Origin of the sequence: Shewanella sp. NFH-SH190041 (genome assembly GCF_024363255.1) — a bacterium.
Lineage (GTDB): Bacteria > Pseudomonadota > Gammaproteobacteria > Enterobacterales > Shewanellaceae > Shewanella.
This window is the reverse complement of record NZ_AP026070.1, coordinates 3,871,800-3,891,429: the sequence shown is the minus strand read 5'-3', so window position 1 is coordinate 3,891,429 and position 19,630 is coordinate 3,871,800. Positions and strand designations below refer to the sequence as shown.

At 47.7% G+C, this 19,630-nt stretch carries 13 protein-coding genes; 8 read left to right on the top strand and 5 right to left on the bottom strand.

The features are described from left to right. Window positions 1–99 precede the first annotated feature (99 nt). The 3 genes from NFHSH190041_RS17375 to NFHSH190041_RS17365 all read left to right on the top strand — a co-directional run bounded on the left by NFHSH190041_RS17375 (window position 100) and on the right by NFHSH190041_RS17365 (window position 6,479). Complete coding sequence (locus tag NFHSH190041_RS17375) at window positions 100–1,548, top strand: tetratricopeptide repeat protein (RefSeq protein ID WP_261922968.1); 1,449 nt, start codon at window positions 100–102, stop codon at window positions 1,546–1,548. Between the two features lie 188 nt (window positions 1,549–1,736). Beyond that, window positions 1,737–2,621, top strand: coding sequence for an IS1595 family transposase (locus NFHSH190041_RS17370; RefSeq protein WP_261925010.1), 885 nt, complete (start codon window positions 1,737–1,739; stop codon window positions 2,619–2,621). 126 nt (window positions 2,622–2,747) lie between these two features. Further along, on the top strand, window positions 2,748–6,479 hold the full coding sequence (locus NFHSH190041_RS17365; RefSeq protein ID WP_261922967.1) for a response regulator: 3,732 nt from the start codon (window positions 2,748–2,750) through the stop codon (window positions 6,477–6,479). Between the two features lie 183 nt (window positions 6,480–6,662). Here NFHSH190041_RS17365 and NFHSH190041_RS17360 read toward each other — a convergent pair whose 3' ends face one another. Next, window positions 6,663–8,009, bottom strand: a complete 1,347-nt coding sequence (locus NFHSH190041_RS17360) for an MATE family efflux transporter (protein ID WP_261922966.1) — start codon at window positions 8,007–8,009, stop codon at window positions 6,663–6,665. Between the two features lie 228 nt (window positions 8,010–8,237). Between NFHSH190041_RS17360 and NFHSH190041_RS17355 the strand changes: the two genes are divergently transcribed. The 5 genes from NFHSH190041_RS17355 to NFHSH190041_RS17335 all read left to right on the top strand — a co-directional run bounded on the left by NFHSH190041_RS17355 (window position 8,238) and on the right by NFHSH190041_RS17335 (window position 15,150). After that, the gene (locus NFHSH190041_RS17355; protein WP_261922965.1) at window positions 8,238–8,528 is read left to right on the top strand and encodes a co-chaperone GroES; all 291 of its coding nucleotides are present in this window, start codon (window positions 8,238–8,240) and stop codon (window positions 8,526–8,528) included. Window positions 8,529–8,583: 55 nt separating this feature from the next. After that, window positions 8,584–10,233 (top strand): chaperonin GroEL, encoded by a 1,650-nt coding sequence (groL, locus tag NFHSH190041_RS17350; protein WP_261922964.1) that lies wholly within the window; start codon window positions 8,584–8,586, stop codon window positions 10,231–10,233. A gap of 706 nt (window positions 10,234–10,939) precedes the next feature. Continuing rightward, window positions 10,940–12,505, top strand: a complete 1,566-nt coding sequence (locus tag NFHSH190041_RS17345; RefSeq protein ID WP_261922963.1) for an ATP-dependent nuclease — start codon at window positions 10,940–10,942, stop codon at window positions 12,503–12,505. Next, entirely contained in the window at window positions 12,490–13,518 is a 1,029-nt protein-coding gene (locus tag NFHSH190041_RS17340) for an AAA family ATPase (protein WP_261922962.1), read from the top strand. Before NFHSH190041_RS17345 ends, NFHSH190041_RS17340 begins: the two co-directional genes overlap by 16 nt. A 75-nt stretch (window positions 13,519–13,593) precedes the next feature. Next, window positions 13,594–15,150, top strand: coding sequence for a DUF2235 domain-containing protein (locus NFHSH190041_RS17335; RefSeq protein ID WP_261922961.1), 1,557 nt, complete (start codon window positions 13,594–13,596; stop codon window positions 15,148–15,150). A gap of 218 nt (window positions 15,151–15,368) precedes the next feature. Here NFHSH190041_RS17335 and NFHSH190041_RS17330 read toward each other — a convergent pair whose 3' ends face one another. From NFHSH190041_RS17330 to NFHSH190041_RS17315, 4 genes are all read right to left on the bottom strand, one after another. Next, the gene (locus tag NFHSH190041_RS17330) at window positions 15,369–16,610 is read right to left on the bottom strand and encodes a flavin-containing monooxygenase (RefSeq protein WP_261922960.1); all 1,242 of its coding nucleotides are present in this window, start codon (window positions 16,608–16,610) and stop codon (window positions 15,369–15,371) included. Continuing rightward, the gene (locus tag NFHSH190041_RS17325; RefSeq protein WP_261922959.1) at window positions 16,607–17,650 is read right to left on the bottom strand and encodes a TauD/TfdA family dioxygenase; all 1,044 of its coding nucleotides are present in this window, start codon (window positions 17,648–17,650) and stop codon (window positions 16,607–16,609) included. Before NFHSH190041_RS17325 ends, NFHSH190041_RS17330 begins: the two co-directional genes overlap by 4 nt. Window positions 17,651–17,660: 10 nt before the next feature. Continuing rightward, window positions 17,661–18,077 (bottom strand): hypothetical protein, encoded by a 417-nt coding sequence (locus NFHSH190041_RS17320; RefSeq protein WP_261922958.1) that lies wholly within the window; start codon window positions 18,075–18,077, stop codon window positions 17,661–17,663. A gap of 882 nt (window positions 18,078–18,959) precedes the next feature. Beyond that, a complete protein-coding gene (locus NFHSH190041_RS17315) occupies window positions 18,960–19,376 on the bottom strand; it encodes a hypothetical protein (RefSeq protein ID WP_261922957.1) in 417 nt (138 codons plus the stop codon). Window positions 19,377–19,630 lie beyond the last annotated feature (254 nt).

The following is a 19,630-nucleotide window of genomic DNA, read 5'->3' as shown; positions in this document are numbered from 1 at the left end:
TTTAGTGCTGTGGTAAAAGCAGCATAAATCATTCAAGTCTCAGCATTATCAACCATATATCCTTAACCTTGTATATAATTGGCGTTTTTATCTTTCCCCATGAAAAAACGTCTCGTATTTGGGCTGTTATGTAGCCTAAGCAGTGCAGTCGTCACTGCTGCCCCACCCATGTCAGCACCTGACAATACCGCCTCGGCTTCACCTGTTGCGGCACCGGCCAGCACTTTGCCTGCACCTTCTGAATCAGAATCCCATCTTGCCATCAATAAACAAGATCCCTTTAGCCCTGATGCTGTGTTGGCACAGGGGCGGGAGTATTTAGCACAATTTGAGGCTGTCCAATGGCAGTGTGATGATGCCTGCATTGATTACGCCGTTGCGGCGATCGATTATCTGACTTTGGCTGCAGATAACGGCAAGATTGAAGCCCGTTATCTGCTTGGCAAACTTTACTTTGAGATTGGTGACTGGAAAGAGTCACAACAGTGGCTAGCACCTGCGATTGCCAAAGGATATGCCAAGGCCTTTACCTTGATGGGGAAAATGGTACCAGATGACGAAGCGCTGTCGTGGTTTGAAAAAGGGGTCGCGGCAAAGGATAAGGCCGCCGCGGATGCCATTGGTAGCTGGTATCTGGATTATAAAGAGGATAATAGTCAGGCATTGATCTGGTTTAAGCAGGCGGCAGCGGACAATGATGATAATGGTCTGTATCACCTTGGCCTGATGTATCAGCGAGGATTGGGGGTTAGCGCTGATCCTGAACAGGCCATGACATTGTTTCGCCAAGCCGCGGCGCTGGGAAATTATTGCGCCCGGCAGCGGGTGGCCCGATATGACAGTGTGCAACTGATCAAGGGGTATCAATTAGCGGCAGAACATGGCAATCAAAATGCTATGCGGGTATTGGCGGTGATGTATGAGCATGGCTTCGGCGTCGATGCCGATTCAGTTGTTGCTGCTAAATGGCAGCAACAGCTCAACAATAAACCGCGATCCTTTTGGTATATGCCGTTTTGGCGTTATCGACTGTGGCAGGCGATGAACGCTTGGCTGGGGATAAAAGCTGACACGCCGCAGTTGGCGAAACAGAATGAGATATTGATGGCGAAAGGGGATATCAATGCGGCCTTAGCCTTGGGCGATCAATATCACCGTGAGGCGGTTAGCCTATTTCGTCAACTCGCGGCGGAAGGGTGCGCATCGGCGGCAGAATATACCGGCGTGATGTATGAGCACGGTTTGGTGCTACGCGCCAGTCGCTATAATGCGATGAAATGGTATACCAAAGCGGTAGAGTATCAGGGGGAGTCGGGTAAAGGTGCAATTCCCCTTGCGCGCCATTATCTCAACGGCACCTTAGTCGCGCAGAACTTAGAAATGGCCTATATGTGGTTTGAGATCACCCAAAGTTATTTCCACAATGATGCCGCCGCCCCCTACCTAAAACAGCTTGAAAGCCAAATGCCCGAAAGAGACGTGACTACCGCTAAGTTGGCGGCCAAACGTTGTATGGCAAAAGATGCCTTGCGCGACTGCACCATATAGCGGCTGTTGCGCGTTTAAGCGGATGTTTACGGCTGTTTGTAGGGACTTTATGTCAGGCCGCGGTTTTGACATATAACCGATGACGATCATCTTCAAACCTTGTTTTACATAATCTTACATGCCTATGCACCTCGGTCAGTTTGGGCGTAATATAGAACCATAAATCGCTTCTTGTGGAGGGTTTTATGATGAACATGTCAGAAATGAGCTTTATAGATTGGCAACGTCAATTTCATTCAGAAAATGCCTGTCTTGATTACCTGAAAATGCAGCGATGGCCGGATGGATTTATCTGCCCTAAATGTGGTCATCGTCAAGCCTATCAAATCCATACCCGTGAGCTTTATGAATGCTGTCAGTGCCATAAGCAAACATCCGTGACATCTGACACGCTGTTTCACGGCACGCATATCCCGCTGTCTAAATGGTTTACGGCCATTTATTTTATAGGGTCAGACAAAGGCGGAATATCAGCATTACGGCTCAAAAAGCTCATTGAAGTTAACTGGCGAACGGCAAGGTTGATACTGAAAAAATTGCGTATCGCAATGGGGCACAGAGACAGACTGTATTGGTTATCTGGCAACATAGAATTGGATGATTGCTTGGTTGGCGGCAAACAAAAAGGTAAACGTGGTCGAGGCGCGGCAGGGAAAACACCGATAATTGTGGCCGTTGAAACCCAAGGTGAACGAGCCGGCTATATTGCCATGCAGGCTGTTAACCGTATCAGCCACCAAAGTGTCGAGCAATTTGTGCAAGCGCATATTCTCCCCAATCAATATGTTCGCTCAGATGGGCTACGTGCATTGACTATCATTGATAAAACCCAGCATCACGAAGCCAGAGTGACGCCGAAAGAATTGGTTGATGAGTGGCTCCCGTGGGTACATATCGCCATTAGCAACCTGAAAACATTTATTCAGGGCACATTCCACGGAATATCCAAAAAATATGTACAGGAATACCTCAATGAGTTCATTTATCGTTTTAATCGCAGAAGAATAGAAAAACAAATTCCTATGCGGCTGTTAAATATAGCTATTTTTCATTCACCTATGAACTCATGCTGAGCAAAGTGCATAGGCATGTAATCTTATGATTTATCCCGGTGTTACCGCTTGGTCGCCGGGATATTAATCAGCTACAGGGCTTGATATTATGGCGGCTATGTCCTTGATACGATGACAAGGTTTTCCATGAAATCCCGCGAGCCGGATTTTCAGCTAAAGTCCCCCATTCTTAAAAACTATAACCGGGCGGTGTTTTACACCTATATCGGTGTGATCGTGATGGCCCTGCTGGCCGCTTGGCTGGCCTTTGACCGGGAAAAAGATCAAAACCTGCACCAGCGGCAGGAGGAAGTTGACCGGCATGTGATGCAGATTGATCTGTTGCTGGAATCTTCCATTCGGGCCGTGACCAGTTTGCGCAATGTGGCGGTGGATCATTTGCGCCTGGGCGAAATGGTGCGCATCAATAGTCTGCCTAAATATGAAAAATTCCATGAAAACGGCCAGTATTTCACGTTGGAGCCGAGCTTTGCCCAAAGTGGCCGCCCCTTTACCAATATGGGGCGGATAACCGGTGCCGGTTCATTAGATGGCCGCAGTGAAAAGTTCTATCAGGAACTGGAAATGCTGTTTGAGCTGTCACTGTCTTTCCCGGTGGCGATGGAAGCCGCGCCAAAGGCATCTGCTATCTATTACATCTCCAAACGCCGCATGATGTCCTATTATCCTTGGCCCACCGATGAGCAGCGCTTTCGGGAAGAACTGCTCAACCGCGAACAGTTCCAGCTGGCCACACCAGCGATGAACCCTCAGCGCAGTGTGTTCTGGAGTGAAGCCTATGTGGATCGCAGCAAAGGTTTGGTGACCACATTGGGGCTACCGATTTACCTTAAAGACGAGTTTATTGGCTCCATCAATCTGGATATGACGCTGGCCTCCTTGGCCCGACAGATCCGCATGTATTTTAAAATGCCCGGCACAGTGATCCTGCTGGATCAAAACAATAATATCCTCTCCCAAAGCGATGTGGATGACTCGGATATGAAACGGGTGTTCCATCTGAGTCAACGTTTGCCGCCCGCACTGCATGCCATGCCGGAATCTGAGCTGTTTTCTGCCGGCAGTGGCATTGTCCGTAACGGCTATTACATTCACTCTGTGGCATTGCAAAATGCCCCTTGGCGACTGTTATACATACAGAATATTGATGATCTGTATAAGGACTCCTGGAACAAGCTGGAAATGACCTTCCTGCTGGTGGTCATTGCCCTGTCGGTCTTGGTGACCATAGTGCACTGGCAAACCCGTCGCGCCTTTGTGACCCCCGCATCAAAATTGCTGGCACACCTGGAAGGTTGCTCCAATGCGCCGCGTCGACCACCGGAGCAGATCACGCCGGGCTGGGAGCCTTGGTTCCAGCTGGTGAGCCGGATTTTTGAGGAGAATCAGCAGTACACCGCTCATTTGGCGGAACAGAATAAACGGCTGGATAAGCTGGTGGCCCGCCGCACTGAACGGCTGAAAGAGGCCACCGAGCGACGTGAACGGGAATATGCCCTGTTGCGCTCCTTGCTGGACTCAATTCCGGAGGCCATTGTCTTTAAAGATAAGGAAGGCCATTACCTCGGTTGCAATAAATCCGCTGAACGCATGCTGGGCTATACCGAAAGCGAAATGATTGGCCTGTCGTCCACCGAATTAGCTGTACCGGAGCAAAGTGCCCGTATTCGCGCGGAAGATGAGCAAGTGATCAATGACAGGGTGCCGCTGCGTTATCAGGAAAAAGTTGAGCTGGGCGGAAAGTCTGTGCTGCTCGATACCTTGAAAATGCCGTTTTATAACCGCCGCGGAGAGCTGCTGGGTTTAATTGCCGTGTGGCGGGATGTCACCCGGGAATATGAATCTGCTGAGCAGTTGCGATTATCAGAAGAGCGTTACCATCTGGCGATGGATGCGGTGGAAGATGGCTTGTGGGACTGGTATCTGGACTCAGAGCAAATCATCTGTAACCCGGCATATTATTCCATGCTGGGCTATCAGCCCAATGAGTTCCCGGCGCTACTGTCCACCATTGAAAGTTTGATCCATCCAGATGACCGCATCCGGGCGGAAGAATACCGCGAGCAATATCTGGCAAACCCTCAAGGGGCCTATGAAATTGAATTTCGTATGAAGGCGAAAAACGGTCAGTACCACTGGATTTTAGCCCGGGGCCGGGTGGTGGAATTTACCCCGGATAATCAGCCTAAGCGGATGGTGGGAACCCACAAGGACATCACCAAACAGAAAAGTAATGAAGTGGCCATGCTGGAAGCTAAACAGGATGCTGAGCTGGCCAACCTGTATAAGAGCGAGTTTCTGGCCAATATGAGCCATGAGATCCGCACGCCGATGAATGCCATCATAGGTATGCTGCAACTGGCTGGTCGCACTGTGCTGACAGAGCAGCAAAAAGATTATCTGGAAAAAGCCAGTTTCTCCGCCCAGTCATTGCTGCGCATTATTAACGATATTCTCGATTTTTCCAAAATCGAAGCTGGCAAGCTGGAGCTGGAAAAGGTCGACTTCCCGTTGGATAAGGTGCTGGATCACGCACTGGATCTCAACACCATCCGGGCACAGGAAAAAGGGGTGGAGCTACTGCTGTATGCGCCAGTCACTGCCGGAATGATGTTAAAAGGCGATCCGCTGCGGTTAGGGCAGGTACTGATTAACCTGCTATCCAATGCGGTGAAATTTACCCAGTCCGGGGAAGTTGAGCTGGGGTGTGAGGATGTGGGCGAGCGGGATCACCGCATTACGCTGAAGTTCTGGGTGCGGGATACTGGTATCGGCATCAGTCAGGCGCAGCAGGAAAAACTGTTCGATGCCTTTGCTCAGGCTGATGGCTCCACCACGCGCAAATATGGCGGCACAGGGCTGGGGCTATCCATCAGTAAACATCTGGTCACCATGATGGGTGGCACCATGCAGGTGCACAGTGAACCCGGGGTTGGCTCCACTTTCAGTTTTACCGTCAGCTTTGAGCTGGCTGAAGAGATTAAGCCCGAGCCATTGATTGTGCCGGATTCGCTGTCACGGCTGCGCACTTTAGTGGTGGATGATAACCCCAGTGCGCTGCAAATTTATGCCACCTTGATGCGGGATCTGCGTTTTGATGTGGCCACCGCCGCCAGTGGTGGCGAGGCTCTGTATAAGCTGCAACAGGCGCCGGTGGATTTGGTGCTGCTGGATTGGATGATGCCGGAAATGGATGGCATCGATGTAGTGCGGCAGATAGATACCCTGGTGGCCGAAGGCAAGCTGGAGAAACGGCCGGTCATTATTATGATGACGGCATACAGCGCCACGCCACTGCAACAAGCATTGAATGATGAATATAGTGGTCAGGTTGCGGCGTTGCTGCAAAAACCATTTAAGGCATCGGCTCTGTTCGATGAAATCATCACCGCGTTTCATGCCTTGCCTGTTGAGAGTGCGCCACAGTTAAGTGACACGCCGCCAGCGGCGACCGAGCCGCAGCCGCCAGCAGAGGCTGAGCACAAAGGTTTGGTATTGCTGGTGGAAGATAACTTTATTAACCAGCAGGTGGCATCTGAGCTGCTGAAAAGTGGCGGGTATGATGTCGTGGTCGCCGATAACGGTCAGGCCGCGCTGGATATGATTGATTCCCAGCCATTTGATGCGGTGTTGATGGATATTCAGATGCCGGTGATGGATGGCCTAACCGCCACCCGTGAGCTGCGTAAACGCTATAGCGCTGAGCAGTTGCCGGTGATCGCCATGACAGCCCATGCCATGTCCGGCGATCGGGAAAAGAGTCTGGCCGCTGGCATGAATGCCCATATCACCAAACCCATCGAGCTTAATGAGTTGTTTGAGACCCTAAGCCACTGGATTAAGCACAAAACCGCCTGAAGCTAACAGGAAAAACCACGGGTAACACGCAACTATTTTGCGTGTTACCCGCCTGCTTTAAAGCATCAACCACAGCGAATATGACATAGCCACTTATCAGCGAAAGACAAGGATTGGTGTCACGAACGAAGAGAGTGCTTCGTGGCGACATCTTTTGCTGTTGCCACGATTAAAAGCTAAAAACTAAAAACGCATTTTCGGATGTTCGGTGATGCGACCTGCATGCAGATAACAAAACAGTCCCATCAAGGCATTGGTGACGGGCAGCGCCAAGAGTAAACCGTCCACCCCCGCGACAACTGAGCCAAGAAAGGCCAGCGGCAGCATCATCATAAACAGCCGACACAGATTCAGCAGCAGTGATGCCATTGGCCTGTGGTAGGCATTGAGCGAAGTCGCTACTAAGATCACCACTCCCAGTGGCCCATAGGCCAGCGGCAGCGCCAGAATATAAAAGGTGAGGTATTTCAGCACCGTGGGATCTGAGCTAAACAGCCCCGCCAACTGGGGTGCCAGCAAAGCGACCGGAATATACAGCAGTGTTTGGAATATCAGCACAAAACGCAGTGACATCATCAGCGCTTGGCGCGCCCGTTGTCGCTGTCCTGCGCCGAGGTTTTGGGCGATAAAGGGCACTAAAGAAGAAGATAGCGCCAATACCCCCAGCAGCAGAATCGACTCTAGCCGGGTGCCCGCGCCAAAAGCCGCCACCGCCTGATAATCAATACGCGCCAGCATGGCCATTAGGACCGCATTGGCCACCGGGTTAATCAGATTCATCAGCGCGGCAGGCTGGGCAATATGAGCCAGTTTTTTCCAGTTCTGTTTCAGCCGGGCAGGGCTTAAGGATGCCAGTACCAGCATATGGCGTTTATGAATTAGCAGATACGCTGACAGTAGCATGGCAACCAGCCAAGCAATCACAGAAGCAATGGCAGCCCCTTGTATCCCCATGGCGGGAACCGGCCCCAGCCCGAAAATCAGCAGTGGGTCGAGCACCAAGTTTATCACCGACGCCAATGCCATAATCTTGGCCGGTGAGCGGGTATCCCCGGTGGCACGCAGGCCCTGATTGCCCACCATCATGATCACCAACATGGGGCAGCCCAGATACCACACCAGCATATATTCATGGATCAGCGGTAAGGTGGTGGGTGTTGCGCCCATCAGGCCAAACAGGCCATCAATACAGCTAATGCCAACCAGCACCAGTGACCAAATCACTAACAGGGTCAGCAGCAGGGCATCATGGAGAAACACCTTGGCTTGGGGGGCATGTCCGCCACCGATTAAACGGCCAAGGTTGGTGGAAACCCCGGCGCCAATACCGATGGCGATACTGGAGACCACCAGAGAAACCGGAAAGGTAAAGCTGACTGCGGACAGGGCATCTGTGCCCAGCTTACTGATAAAGAAGGTGTCGACCAGGTTAAACCCCAGTACTGTGAGTAACCCGATCAGGTTGGGCAGGCTCATGTTAAGCAAAACACGACCGATTGGCGCACTGAGCAGCCCGTGTCTGTCTTTCATAGGATAGTCTTCGATTGCCCGGAGAGGCCGGAGTGTATCAGCATTATGCAAAGTGTTGAAAAAACGTCACCGAAAAAAAATCACTTTTTTTTCATTGCGGGACTTGGATCTGCTCCTTCCGTCCCCATATTGACTTCATCCGGCGGAAATTTAGTAACTTAGCTTTCCGCCCAACCCTAGAACCGCCACAAATGTTGGGCAAAAAGGAATCATTAGGAGAATCCAGCAATGAATATTCGTCCATTACATGACCGCGTTATTGTTAAACGCCTGGAAGTTGAGTCAACGTCTGCGGGTGGTATCGTGCTGACTGGCAGCGCTGCCGAAAAATCAACCCGTGGTGAAGTTCTGGCTGTTGGCAATGGCCGCATCCTGGAGAACGGCACCGTACGTCCGCTGGACGTGAAAGTGGGTGATGTGGTGATCTTCAACGAAGGTTACGGCATGAAGAAAGAAAAAATCGATGGCGAAGAAGTACTGATCCTGTCTGAAGCCGATGTAATGGCTGTAGTGGAATAATCCACTTTGACCGTTTAGACATTCCACCGAATATTAAAACTTAAGGAAAATCAACATGGCAGCTAAAGAAGTCAAATTTGGAAATGACGCCCGCGTAAAAATGCTGGCGGGGGTAAACATCCTGGCAAACGCCGTTAAGGTGACTCTGGGACCTAAAGGCCGTAACGTGGTGCTGGACAAGAGTTTCGGCGCACCACTGATCACCAAAGACGGTGTCTCTGTTGCTAAGGAAATTGAACTGGAAGACAAGTTCGAAAACATGGGCGCGCAAATGGTGAAGGAAGTTGCTTCCAAAGCCAATGATGCTGCTGGTGACGGTACTACTACCGCCACTGTACTGGCACAGGCCATCGTGACAGAAGGCTTGAAAGCGGTTGCCGCCGGTATGAACCCAATGGATCTGAAGCGCGGTATCGACAAAGCCGTTATCGCTGCGGTTGCTGAGCTGAAAGCCCTGTCTCAAGACTGTGCTGACTCTAAAGCGATTGCCCAAGTAGGTACTATCTCTGCTAACTCCGATGAATCAATCGGTGAAATCATTGCGACTGCAATGGAAAAAGTGGGCAAAGAAGGCGTGATCACTGTTGAAGAAGGTCAGGCACTGGAAAATGAACTGGACGTGGTTGAAGGTATGCAGTTTGACCGCGGCTACCTGTCTCCATACTTCATCAACAAGCCAGAAACCGGCTCTGTTGAACTGGACAGCCCATTCATCCTGCTGGTAGACAAAAAAATCTCCAACATCCGTGAACTGCTGCCAATTCTGGAAGGTCTGGCTAAAACCGGTAAGCCTCTGCTGATCATCGCTGAAGATGTTGAAGGCGAAGCGTTGGCCACTCTGGTTGTAAACAATATGCGCGGTATCGTGAAAGTGGCTGCTGTTAAGGCACCAGGTTTCGGTGACCGTCGTAAAGCCATGCTGCAAGACGTAGCGATTCTGACTGGCGGTACTGTTATCGCTGAAGAAATCGGTCTGGAGCTGGAAAAAGCCACTCTGGAAGATCTGGGTACCGCTAAGCGCGTTGTGATCACCAAAGACAACACTACCATCATCGATGGCACCGGTGAGCAAGCACAGATTGAAGCCCGCGTAGGTCAAATCAAGCAGCAGATCGAAGAAGCTACTTCTGACTACGACAAAGAAAAACTGCAAGAGCGTATGGCGAAACTGGCCGGCGGTGTAGCAGTAATCAAAGTCGGTGCTGCCACTGAAGTTGAAATGAAAGAGAAGAAAGCCCGCGTTGAAGACGCGCTGCACGCAACCCGTGCTGCCGTTGAAGAAGGCGTGGTTGCTGGTGGCGGTGTGGCTTTGGTACGTGCTGCTTCTAAGATTGCTGACGTTGATGTGGCAAACGAAGATCAGCAACACGGTGTGGTTATTGCCCTGCGTGCGATGGAAGCGCCACTGCGTCAAATCGCGACTAACGCAGGTGAAGAAGCCTCTGTTGTGGCCAACACTGTGAAGAACGGTAGCGGTAACTACGGTTACAACGCGGGTAACGATACCTACGGCGACATGCTGGAAATGGGTATTCTGGACCCAACCAAGGTAACCCGTAGCGCACTGCAGTTCGCTGCATCTGTTGCCGGTCTGATGATCACCACTGAAGCCATGGTTGCTGAGCTGCCTAAAGAAGAAGCTGCTGCTGATATGGGCGGCATGGGTGGCATGGGCGGTATGGGTGGCATGGGCGGTATGATGTAATTTTTGCTGGCCTAAATCGGTGATAACTGCGTTGCTTTCCACCTCGTTTAAGAGAGCTAAACGTCGATGTAAAGCGCCTTGTTCTAACCCGATTTATTCTGCGCAAAATGCATACCCGGCCTAAGCCCTAAAGCTTAAAGCCAAAAGAAACCCCGAGACTGGTAACAGTGTCGGGGTTTTTCTTTACAGGGCCTTAAATGTTCCGGACATTAGCAGGCATTTCCTCCTTCCATGGAGGTCAGATGTGATTATCCCCGGCGGCCATGGATGGCAATAGAGGGGATGTTTTCTGGCGTACAGGAAAAGGCCCACGTATTGAACGTGGGCCTTTTCCATTGGTGTGTGCTGTTTTGATTGGTGTTGGGAAGTGGGTTTGGAATGGCTTCAGGCTTTGGGTGTTATCCATTGCCTGCCGCAGGGATAGGCAGGAAGCCTGAATGCCGTGAAGGACATGGAAGTTCGAGAACGGCCTTATGTGCACTCGACTTCTCGGCACGTCGCAAGTACCTCCCTGTAGACTCCGCTCTGGCATCCATGCCAGAGAGGGCCTCAAATCCGAGTACACTGGGTCATTTGGAGTCACCTGCGAGTGAAGTGTTGTGGCTGTCCTCATTCTTTTAACTCGTGATTTCAAAAGCATTTTTATAACGGTTAATGCCATATAGTAGCCTTGTTAAAAACCATCCATGGAAAGGTAAGTATTATAATGGCGCATATTTTAAAGGCGAAAATCAAAAACTTTAAAAAATACAGAGAGTATGAGATCTATTTTGATCCAAAAAGAAACATTCTGGTTGGGGATAATGAAGCCGGAAAGAGCACTATATTGACGGCTATTGAACTTGTATTGAGTGGCAGTAGAAGCAAAGTAGAGAGCTTAGGTATCGAAGCTTTGCTTAATGTCAGTGCTGTTTCAGAATTTCTAGCGGGTGAGAAAAATATAGACCGCCTTCCTAGTCTTCATATTGAATTATTTCTAAGTGATGCAGATAACCCAGACCTTAACGGTAGAAACAACAGTGATAGAACTTACGCTGATGGGCTTCAATTAATCTGTGAGCCGAACGAAGAGTTAAGCCCGGAGATACGGCAAGTTTTGGATACTGAAGGTGATAACTTTCCATTCGAATTTTACGTTGCCAAGTTTATTACGTTCAGTGGGGAGGCATACTCAAGTTATCGGAAGTTTTTGCGCTTTTTGTCTATTGATAGCACTCAAATTAACAACGAGTACGCAAACAGTCAGTATGTAAAAGCTATGTATGAAACGACCGTGGATCAACCAGTCCGCTATCGCCTAATGAATGAATATAGAAAGCAAAAAAATTCCTTCAGGGATACTCAACTGAATGTAATTAATAATAGTATAGAAGATTACGATTTTGCTATTCGTTCTGGCTCTAAGTTCAATCTGGAAACAGACCTCATCCTCACAGAAGAAGGGATACCCATTGAAAATCGTGGCAAGGGAAAACAATGCTTTATTAAGACCGCATTTGCCCTGAGAGAGCGTGATGAAGGCAAGACAATAGATGTCTTATTACTAGAAGAACCTGAGAACCACCTTAGCCACACCAGCATGTATAAGCTAATCGGTCAGGTCGAGAAGGCTCATGATAATCAGGTCATAATTGCTACCCATAGCAGCCTAATTAGCTCAAGGTTAGACTTAAGAAAGTCGATCTTACTGAATAGTGCAGCAACCAGACCAGCTACCCTGAAAGACCTCACGAGGGACACTGCTAAGTTTTTTGCTAAGGCTCCAAATCATAACATCCTAGAGCATGTCCTTTCTGAAAAAGTCATCCTTGTTGAGGGTGATGCGGAATATATTCTAATGGAGTGCTTATACGAGCGCACTAAAGGTCATCCACCAAGCGAGGATGGAATTCATATTATCTCAGTTGGTGGTACTAGCTTTAAACGATATATGGAAGTTTCAAAGCTGCTGAGCATTAAGACTGTGGTGATCCGTGATAATGACAGTGACTATCAGAAAAACTGTGTAGATAATTATCATGATTATCAGGCAGATTGTATAGCTGTGTTCGCTGACACAGATAACACAAGAACCACTTTTGAAATATGCATGTATCAAGATAATAATGAAATCTGCGATGACTTATTTTCAGGTGGAGGGATTCAATTAATACCGCAACAATATATGCTGAATAACAAAACTACCGCTGCATTTAGGTTACTTGACGAGAAGGCGAATGAAATCACTGTGCCTCCATACATTAGAGAGGCTATTGAATGGATAAGCGAGTAGTGCTAGCAGTCGCAGGATCGGGTAAAACCCAGCATATAATTGATAAATTGGACATAAATAGTCGTGCGCTGATTGTTACTTACACCGTAAATAATACTACTAATCTAAAGAAACGAATTTTAAACAAATTTGGGGTCATGCCTAAAGGTGTACGTGTTTACACCTATTTCTCGTTCTTAATATCGTTCTGCGTGCGGCCAGTAGTTGGTAACGACATGAAGATAAAGGGGATTAGCTATAGTGATCCGCCTAGATTTGCGAGACGCAACACTCATGAGCATTACGTCAGTCAAGAAGACCGACTTTACCATAACCGTATTGCAAAGATGATGATGGATTGTGTTGGTGTGTCTGACATCACTAAACGTATTGAAAAGTATTTTGATTTTTTCTGCGTAGATGAGGTTCAAGATTTCGCAGCCAATGACTTCAATTTGCTTTGTCAGTTATCGAAAATGGATGTGGAGGTACTATTCGTTGGTGACTTTTTCCAACATACTTTTGATACTAGTCGAGATGGTAATATTCAAAAAAACCTACATAACAACTATGAGACATATCTTGCCAAGTTCAAAGGTGTGGGATACACAATCGACGTAGATACACTCTCCCACAGTTATAGATGTAGCCCTACAGTTTGCAGATTTGTTACCGAGCAAATTGGCATCGCAATAAGCTCTCATCGACCAGATAAAGTCAGTATTGCCCTAATTGACGATACTGAACATATTGAGAGGTTATTCTCCGACGATTCCATCGTTAAATTGTTTTTTAAAGAAAGCTACAAGTACGTTGGAAGGACTGACAATTGGGGAAATACAAAAGGCTTGGATGATTTCACTGATATCTGCATAGTTCTAAACCCGACCACATTCACAGCCTATACAACAGGACGATTAGCTACTTTGGCACCATCAACATTAAATAAACTATACGTAGCTTGTACCAGAGCAAAAGGTAATGTGTATTTTGTCTCACAATGTTTGTTAGGCAAGTATAAAGTAATCGGCTAGTCGGTTTTCAAACATAATCATAAATCGGCTCAGAGCGTGGCTGGGATTGGATAGCGTTCAAGGGAGTGATGGGCGATGGGCAGAAATTTGGTGGTATGTTGTGACGGCACTTGGAATAACCCGCAGCAGGAGGATAACGGGGTGCCGGCGGCGACGAATGTGGTGCGCTTGTATCATGCGTTGAGTGCCGAGCATCAGGGCGTTGCGCAGTTGCGTTATTACCATCCGGGGCTGGGTGGGGAAGATTCTGGGATCAAGGATGCGATTTTAGGTGGGGCGCTGGGGGTGGGCATATGCCGCCATATTTGCAGTGCTTATCACTGGTTGGCGCAGCAGTATCAGCCGGGGGATCACATCTTGTTATTTGGCTTTAGCCGTGGGGCATTCACGGTACGTTCATTGGCTGGCATGTTGGCCTATGGCTTGTTGAAGCTGCCTGACGATGACAGCCGGAGTTGGGCGTTGGTTGAGCAGTTATATCAGCAAGGATATCGCGCTGCTAATGCTCATTGGGCACAGGGAAAACACCTTGCTTGGCACCATGACGGCGGGCCTGCGCCGGTGGCCTTTCTTGGGGTGTGGGATACGGTTGGCGCACTGGGGATACCGGATGATATGGCGCTGCTGGATCTGTTTGATAGCAGTGAGCATTGGGGATTTCATGATCAGTCACTGGGCAGTAATGTGTCGGTGGCGCGACATGGGATGGCGCTGGATGAAAGACGCAGTAGTTTTACCGTTTGCCGTTGGGATAATCTGGCGGCGCGGGGCGGTAATGTCCAAGAGTGCTGGTTTCCCGGGGTACATGCCGATGTGGGCGGTGGTTATGGTGAGTGTGATTTATCTAACCGCGCGCTGGCATGGATGCTGGAGCAGGCGGAGCCTTATTTAGGGTTGCGCCCTGACTGGCGTGAGTTGCTGCCCGCCGATGCTGGCGGGGTGATGCACAATTCCTGTAAAGGGCTGTTTGCCCGGCTGCGCACTCGGCCACGGAATATTCCTTTAATTGATGCTGACAGTGAGTTACCCGCATGGGAAGCGATCGATTACAGCGTTTTTCAGCGTCAGCAACGCTCGCCACTGGCGCTGCCACCTTATTATCCACATCAACCATTGGCGGTGAATGCACGTTGCGAGACCGAGGTATTTGCCGATACCCGCTGGAATGACACGCGACTGTATCTGCCAGCCGGACGCTACTGCTTTGCTGCCAAGGGGCAATGGCAGGATGGCCGGGACAGTTGTGATTGGCGGGGAACCGAGGACGGTAAGCGGACGCTGGGGGATATTGCCCGGTTAACGGGGGCATTCTGGGGGAAGTTTGAATCTCTGCTGCGGCGTATTACCGGAAATGATAAAGCCGATTTATATGGTACCCGGCGGCATGGTGATATTCCGTGGTTTCGTATGGTGGGGGTGATCACCAATGATATGGGGCTGCAAAGTGGCCCTGTGGTTGGTAATGACGGCAGCCCACGGCCCCATCAGTATGTGGATTTAACGCTGCATGATGCAGATAACCCGCTGGAATTGCAGCACGGTGGTTATCTCTTCGCCTATGCCAATGATGCTTGGAGTATGTATGACAATAACCACGGGGCGATTACCCTGCGGGTAACCCGTTTAGCTTAAATCCTCAAGCTAATTAGCCTAAGCCCTCAAAGCCTGTAGCTAAAGTCGATAGGTTCTGTTAGCAGGGATTAGCCTGCTGTTTTCCCGCAGCTATCTTCTTGTTTATGGTATCCCCGCTTATGGCCTCCCCGTTTATAGCATCCACTCCTGTCATTACTGATTAAGTGCGCTACATGGCGCAGTGAGCACTGCGCCATATGCTGATTTTCATGGTCGGGCTATTGCAGCATTCTGAGGTATTCGCGAAAGCCAATGCGGTCATTATATCTGGCTTGGTTACTGTAGCGCCGACTGAGTTCCTGCTGCAGATCATGGATATGTTGCAGCTGATCCTGCAGCGGTGGCAGGGAAATGCGGCGAGTTAAAATATCGGCGATATAGTTGCTCTGGAGTGCGACCACGGGCGGCACTGGGCCAACCGGCTGCACATGGCCAATAAAAAACAGATCTTTAAATTGGGTACTGACCACAAATTTATAGTTTTGGGTCATGTCTATCGACTCACTGAATAGATCTGTGTTGGCGCTAAAGCCGGTGCAGAGGATGATATCGTCGACAGCAATATGTTGGTTATCTTTCAAGATAACTTGCTTGCCATCAAGCTGTTTGACCATGGGCACCACATCAATTTCACCCAATTCCACCTGCTCCATAAATTCCGATGAAATCGGCAATCGCCCCTGCAGAAAGCTCTGGCTGGGTTTGGGATAACGGCTGAAATGTTTGATCGGGCCACGACACAGATACAGCAGGGTTTCAAAGTACCAAGATTGCATAAAGCGTGGCAGCATGGAGATAAAATTGCTGTAATAACTCATGGCCGGTTTGCCAAATACAAATCTGGGCACAATGTGTGAGGTCGCATTACAGGCGGTATAAACTTTTTCTGCACAACCTACCAGATCGCTGGCGATCTGAATGGCCGAGTTACCCATGCCAATAATTAGCACCTTACGATCTTTATAATCCTGATTGGTTTTATAGCTGGATGAGTGAATAAGGCTACCGGCAAACTCACCGGGAAAAGAGATCATATTGGGTTTTTGGTAATTACCATTGCACATGATCAAGTGGCTGTATTGGCGACACTGGCCATCGGCATTGCTAACCTGCCAACCACCTTGATGGCGGCGGATATGGGCAATGGTCTGATTAAAATGAATATGTTGTTTTAAATTATGTTGTTGGGTAAAGGTACGCAGGTATTGCAGGTATTGGCCGTGGCTGAGGTAAATCGGCATCTCCTTACTGATGGGAAAACCCGGGTACGCCATAATTTCCCGATAGTGGTTTTGCCGACAACTCTTATACACGGTTTTAACCTGGGGATTATCGGAGTAATTCCAAATCCCACCGATATCATCGCGCGCTTCAAGGCACTCAACCTCAATGCCCCGCTCCAGCATGGTTTTCATGCAGTAAAGACCGGATACTCCGGCTCCGATAATCCCTACTTTCATACGCCCTCCGGCCTGACCAAATGGAATCCGCCGCGGATCTCTCCGGCTTGATTATTGCCATACAGCATCTTGTAGTGCTCAGCCAGTGGCCGACTGTTGGGAATTGAAATCCAACTGCGGTATAGCTTGCGCTTTTGGGCCTCATCGGGGTGATCTTCAAAGGCATCTCTGGCGTGATAAGTGGTGTGGCTGTTGAGCAGCAGGATCTCCCCGGGATTGAGATGCACCTTGACCATAAAACGGTTATCTCGGGTGAGTTGGGTGACAAGATCTAAGGCTTCTTTTTGCTGATCCGATAAGGGGATCCCCAGCCCCTGATGGGAGGCGAGAATATATTGATGAATAAAGAAACTGGCGAATTTGCCCCCCTGACTGGAGAACACCGGGATATCAATCGGGTGGCTTTTACCATCTGGGATTTGCCCGTTTTGGTGGTAGTAATAAAACGGTTGATGCAGTACTTCATACAGTGCCGGCTCAGTTTGCCTTACTTCCTCGGCAATCGCATGGGAGCTGACAATATAATTATCCCCGCCGGATTTTGCTTCCCGCAGGCATAATAACGAGGCGATATCGGCTAAATCGCTGTGAAAATCCAGTTCCAGATTGGTCTGGTACGGGCGATTTTTTGTCTGTCCTTTCACATCGCCCTTTTTCACGCCCTGTTCAAGAATATCTTCTTTGGTAAATCCTTTGTCCTGAATAACAGAAATCAGGTCCCCAAGATTATTTTGATTCACCAAATAACCAAATTGAGATAAAAACTTTAGATAGGTTTGATAGGTTTCATTGTCATCATCGACAGGGAAGTTTTTAATTAGATAAAAGCCGACGCCATTATCCACTTCATTACGCACCTGATAAATTTTGGCTTGTACCGGATCTGGGCTGGTGTCGTCCAGTTGGCTGTTAATCAAGGGTTTGGCTGCGATATTATTTAACCATTGGCGCTCATCATCAGATAAGGTCCATTGATAGTCATTGAGTGAGACATCTTTTGCCAACCAACGCCCGTCTTGAATTTGTGCTTGTGCTGTCATTATCATTCTCCTATATCAACTGCATATAAATGCAATTGCCGCTGGAAGCGCCATCGGCGATATCAAATTGCCCGTAATAAACAACGTATTTATCTGTGCGTTTTCTCTCGATAATATTGGAGAGGATGACTTTGACATTTTTTTGCGTCAGCATCTTTTCAAAGGTCATATTGGCTGTTTTTAGCAGAACCTCTTTTCTGTTCTCCTTCATATTGTTAACTTTCGCGCTATACATAACACCAAGCTGTTGAATAGCAACAAAAATATCTATTGCAGATACATGAAAGGCAAAGTTGCTGGTGTCTTCATACATATTGTATTGCAGGTCGGCGGTGACACCTCCTTCGTGAAACTGAACGTTTTCTAAATCAAATTGAGATTTTTTGTATCCGTCAATCAGATACTCCGACATATATTCTCGGTACATAATATTTTCCTGAGTACGGGTTAATCAGGATAATATTGCTGTGTGTATGTTTTATAAGTGAAATAGGATATTCAGACGGGCCAGTTTCCATCTCCTATCTCAAATTTATATATCATTATTATGTTTTATAATCGGCCGGATAAAATATGAGGGGTATCTCTCTCAGATAAATCATCTAGCCGCTTCTACAAAGCTAATATAAACACTTGATTCATACAAGCGTTTGTTTGAAATGGTGGTATTTTGGTAAGTATTTATATTGTATGGATAAAAAGTAAGTATGCGCTGAATTGACTTAAATGCTCTTATGATAAAAAATCATCCGCTATGACTTTAAGAAATATTAAATAGATAAATCAAAAAATAAAATTATGTATTATTAATGAGATAGTAGATTTTAAGTGATAATCAAATCATTTTCTGCTCATTATATTAGGGGTATAACAAAATAATCTGAAAGATTTCAAAAATTAAAGTCCTTCAGGGCCGCAAAAGTCCTCCTGCAATAATCTGTGTTATACGCCAATCCGCATACCGATGGATCACATCAAGGTGCGCGGCCGCTGTGACTAGCCATTACTATTGGGTATGTAGTTATGGCGTACTCAATGAGCCTGCTTATTTGTGTTTTATGGGGTCTACGCGCCCTTTATGGCAAAGCTTTCGTTGTTCAAGTCTTAATGCTCTACTCTTAATGCTCCAGTCTTAATGTTTAAGTCTTTTGGCCGCTTGAATGGCAAGGTGGCAATAGCTGTCGTTGTGGCCACCCCTTGCCAGTCTTTTATTCAGTGTGATGCGCACTTATATCTATTTTGCCGAAGACAGAAGCGATGACGACTGACATTTATTGCAATAAATGACGATACAGATAGAGAGTGAGTATCAGATTAATTGCATATATACCGAACTGCCTGATGAGGCGCCATCTGCAACATCGTATTCGCCGGTGTAGACGATAAACCGGTCAGTTTGTTTGACTTCTGCAATATTAAAAATGGTGACCTTGACACTTTTTTGCGTCAGCATAGTGTCAAAATTCATGGTAATGGTTTTCAGTAGGACCTCTTTGCGGTTCTCTTTCATATTATTTATCTTTGCACTGTAAATCACGACCATTTGTTGTATCGCAACAAAGATATCAATTGCTGATATATGAAATTCAAACCCGCCATTATCCTCACAAACATTGTATTGCAGTTCGGCTGTCAGTCCTCCATCGATAAATTGAATGTTTGCTAAATCAAATTGAGATTTTTTGTATCCGTCAATCAGATACTCCGACATATATTCTTGGTACATAATATTTTCCTGAATGGTAAGTTAATCAGGATAATATTGCTCTGTGTGTATTAAATAAGTGAAATAGTGTTACTCATCTGATAAGGACACAACGCCTATCTCAAATTTATAGCTCATAATTATATTTTATAGATGTTCATTGTTTTCGAAAGTCTAACTAAAGGAATATTACTCTGCGGTAAATTATCCCTTTGTCATTACAAAGCTAATATAAACACCTGATTCATACAAGCGTTTGTTTAAGGTGGGGTGTT

Excerpts from the sequence above, each read along its gene's own strand:
- NFHSH190041_RS17375 (WP_261922968.1), top strand. The coding sequence starts at position 100 with ATGAAAAAACGTCTCGTATTTGGGCTGTTATGTAGCCTAAGCAGTGCA.
- NFHSH190041_RS17370 (WP_261925010.1), top strand. The coding sequence starts at position 1,737 with ATGAACATGTCAGAAATGAGCTTTATAGATTGGCAACGTCAATTTCAT.
- NFHSH190041_RS17365 (WP_261922967.1), top strand. The coding sequence starts at position 2,748 with ATGAAATCCCGCGAGCCGGATTTTCAGCTAAAGTCCCCCATTCTTAAA.
- NFHSH190041_RS17360 (WP_261922966.1), bottom strand. The coding sequence starts at position 8,009 with ATGAAAGACAGACACGGGCTGCTCAGTGCGCCAATCGGTCGTGTTTTG.
- NFHSH190041_RS17355 (WP_261922965.1), top strand. The coding sequence starts at position 8,238 with ATGAATATTCGTCCATTACATGACCGCGTTATTGTTAAACGCCTGGAA.
- groL (WP_261922964.1), top strand. The coding sequence starts at position 8,584 with ATGGCAGCTAAAGAAGTCAAATTTGGAAATGACGCCCGCGTAAAAATG.
- NFHSH190041_RS17345 (WP_261922963.1), top strand. The coding sequence starts at position 10,940 with ATGGCGCATATTTTAAAGGCGAAAATCAAAAACTTTAAAAAATACAGA.
- NFHSH190041_RS17340 (WP_261922962.1), top strand. The coding sequence starts at position 12,490 with ATGGATAAGCGAGTAGTGCTAGCAGTCGCAGGATCGGGTAAAACCCAG.
- NFHSH190041_RS17335 (WP_261922961.1), top strand. The coding sequence starts at position 13,594 with ATGGGCAGAAATTTGGTGGTATGTTGTGACGGCACTTGGAATAACCCG.
- NFHSH190041_RS17330 (WP_261922960.1), bottom strand. The coding sequence starts at position 16,610 with ATGAAAGTAGGGATTATCGGAGCCGGAGTATCCGGTCTTTACTGCATG.
- NFHSH190041_RS17325 (WP_261922959.1), bottom strand. The coding sequence starts at position 17,650 with ATGACAGCACAAGCACAAATTCAAGACGGGCGTTGGTTGGCAAAAGAT.
- NFHSH190041_RS17320 (WP_261922958.1), bottom strand. The coding sequence starts at position 18,077 with ATGTACCGAGAATATATGTCGGAGTATCTGATTGACGGATACAAAAAA.
- NFHSH190041_RS17315 (WP_261922957.1), bottom strand. The coding sequence starts at position 19,376 with ATGTACCAAGAATATATGTCGGAGTATCTGATTGACGGATACAAAAAA.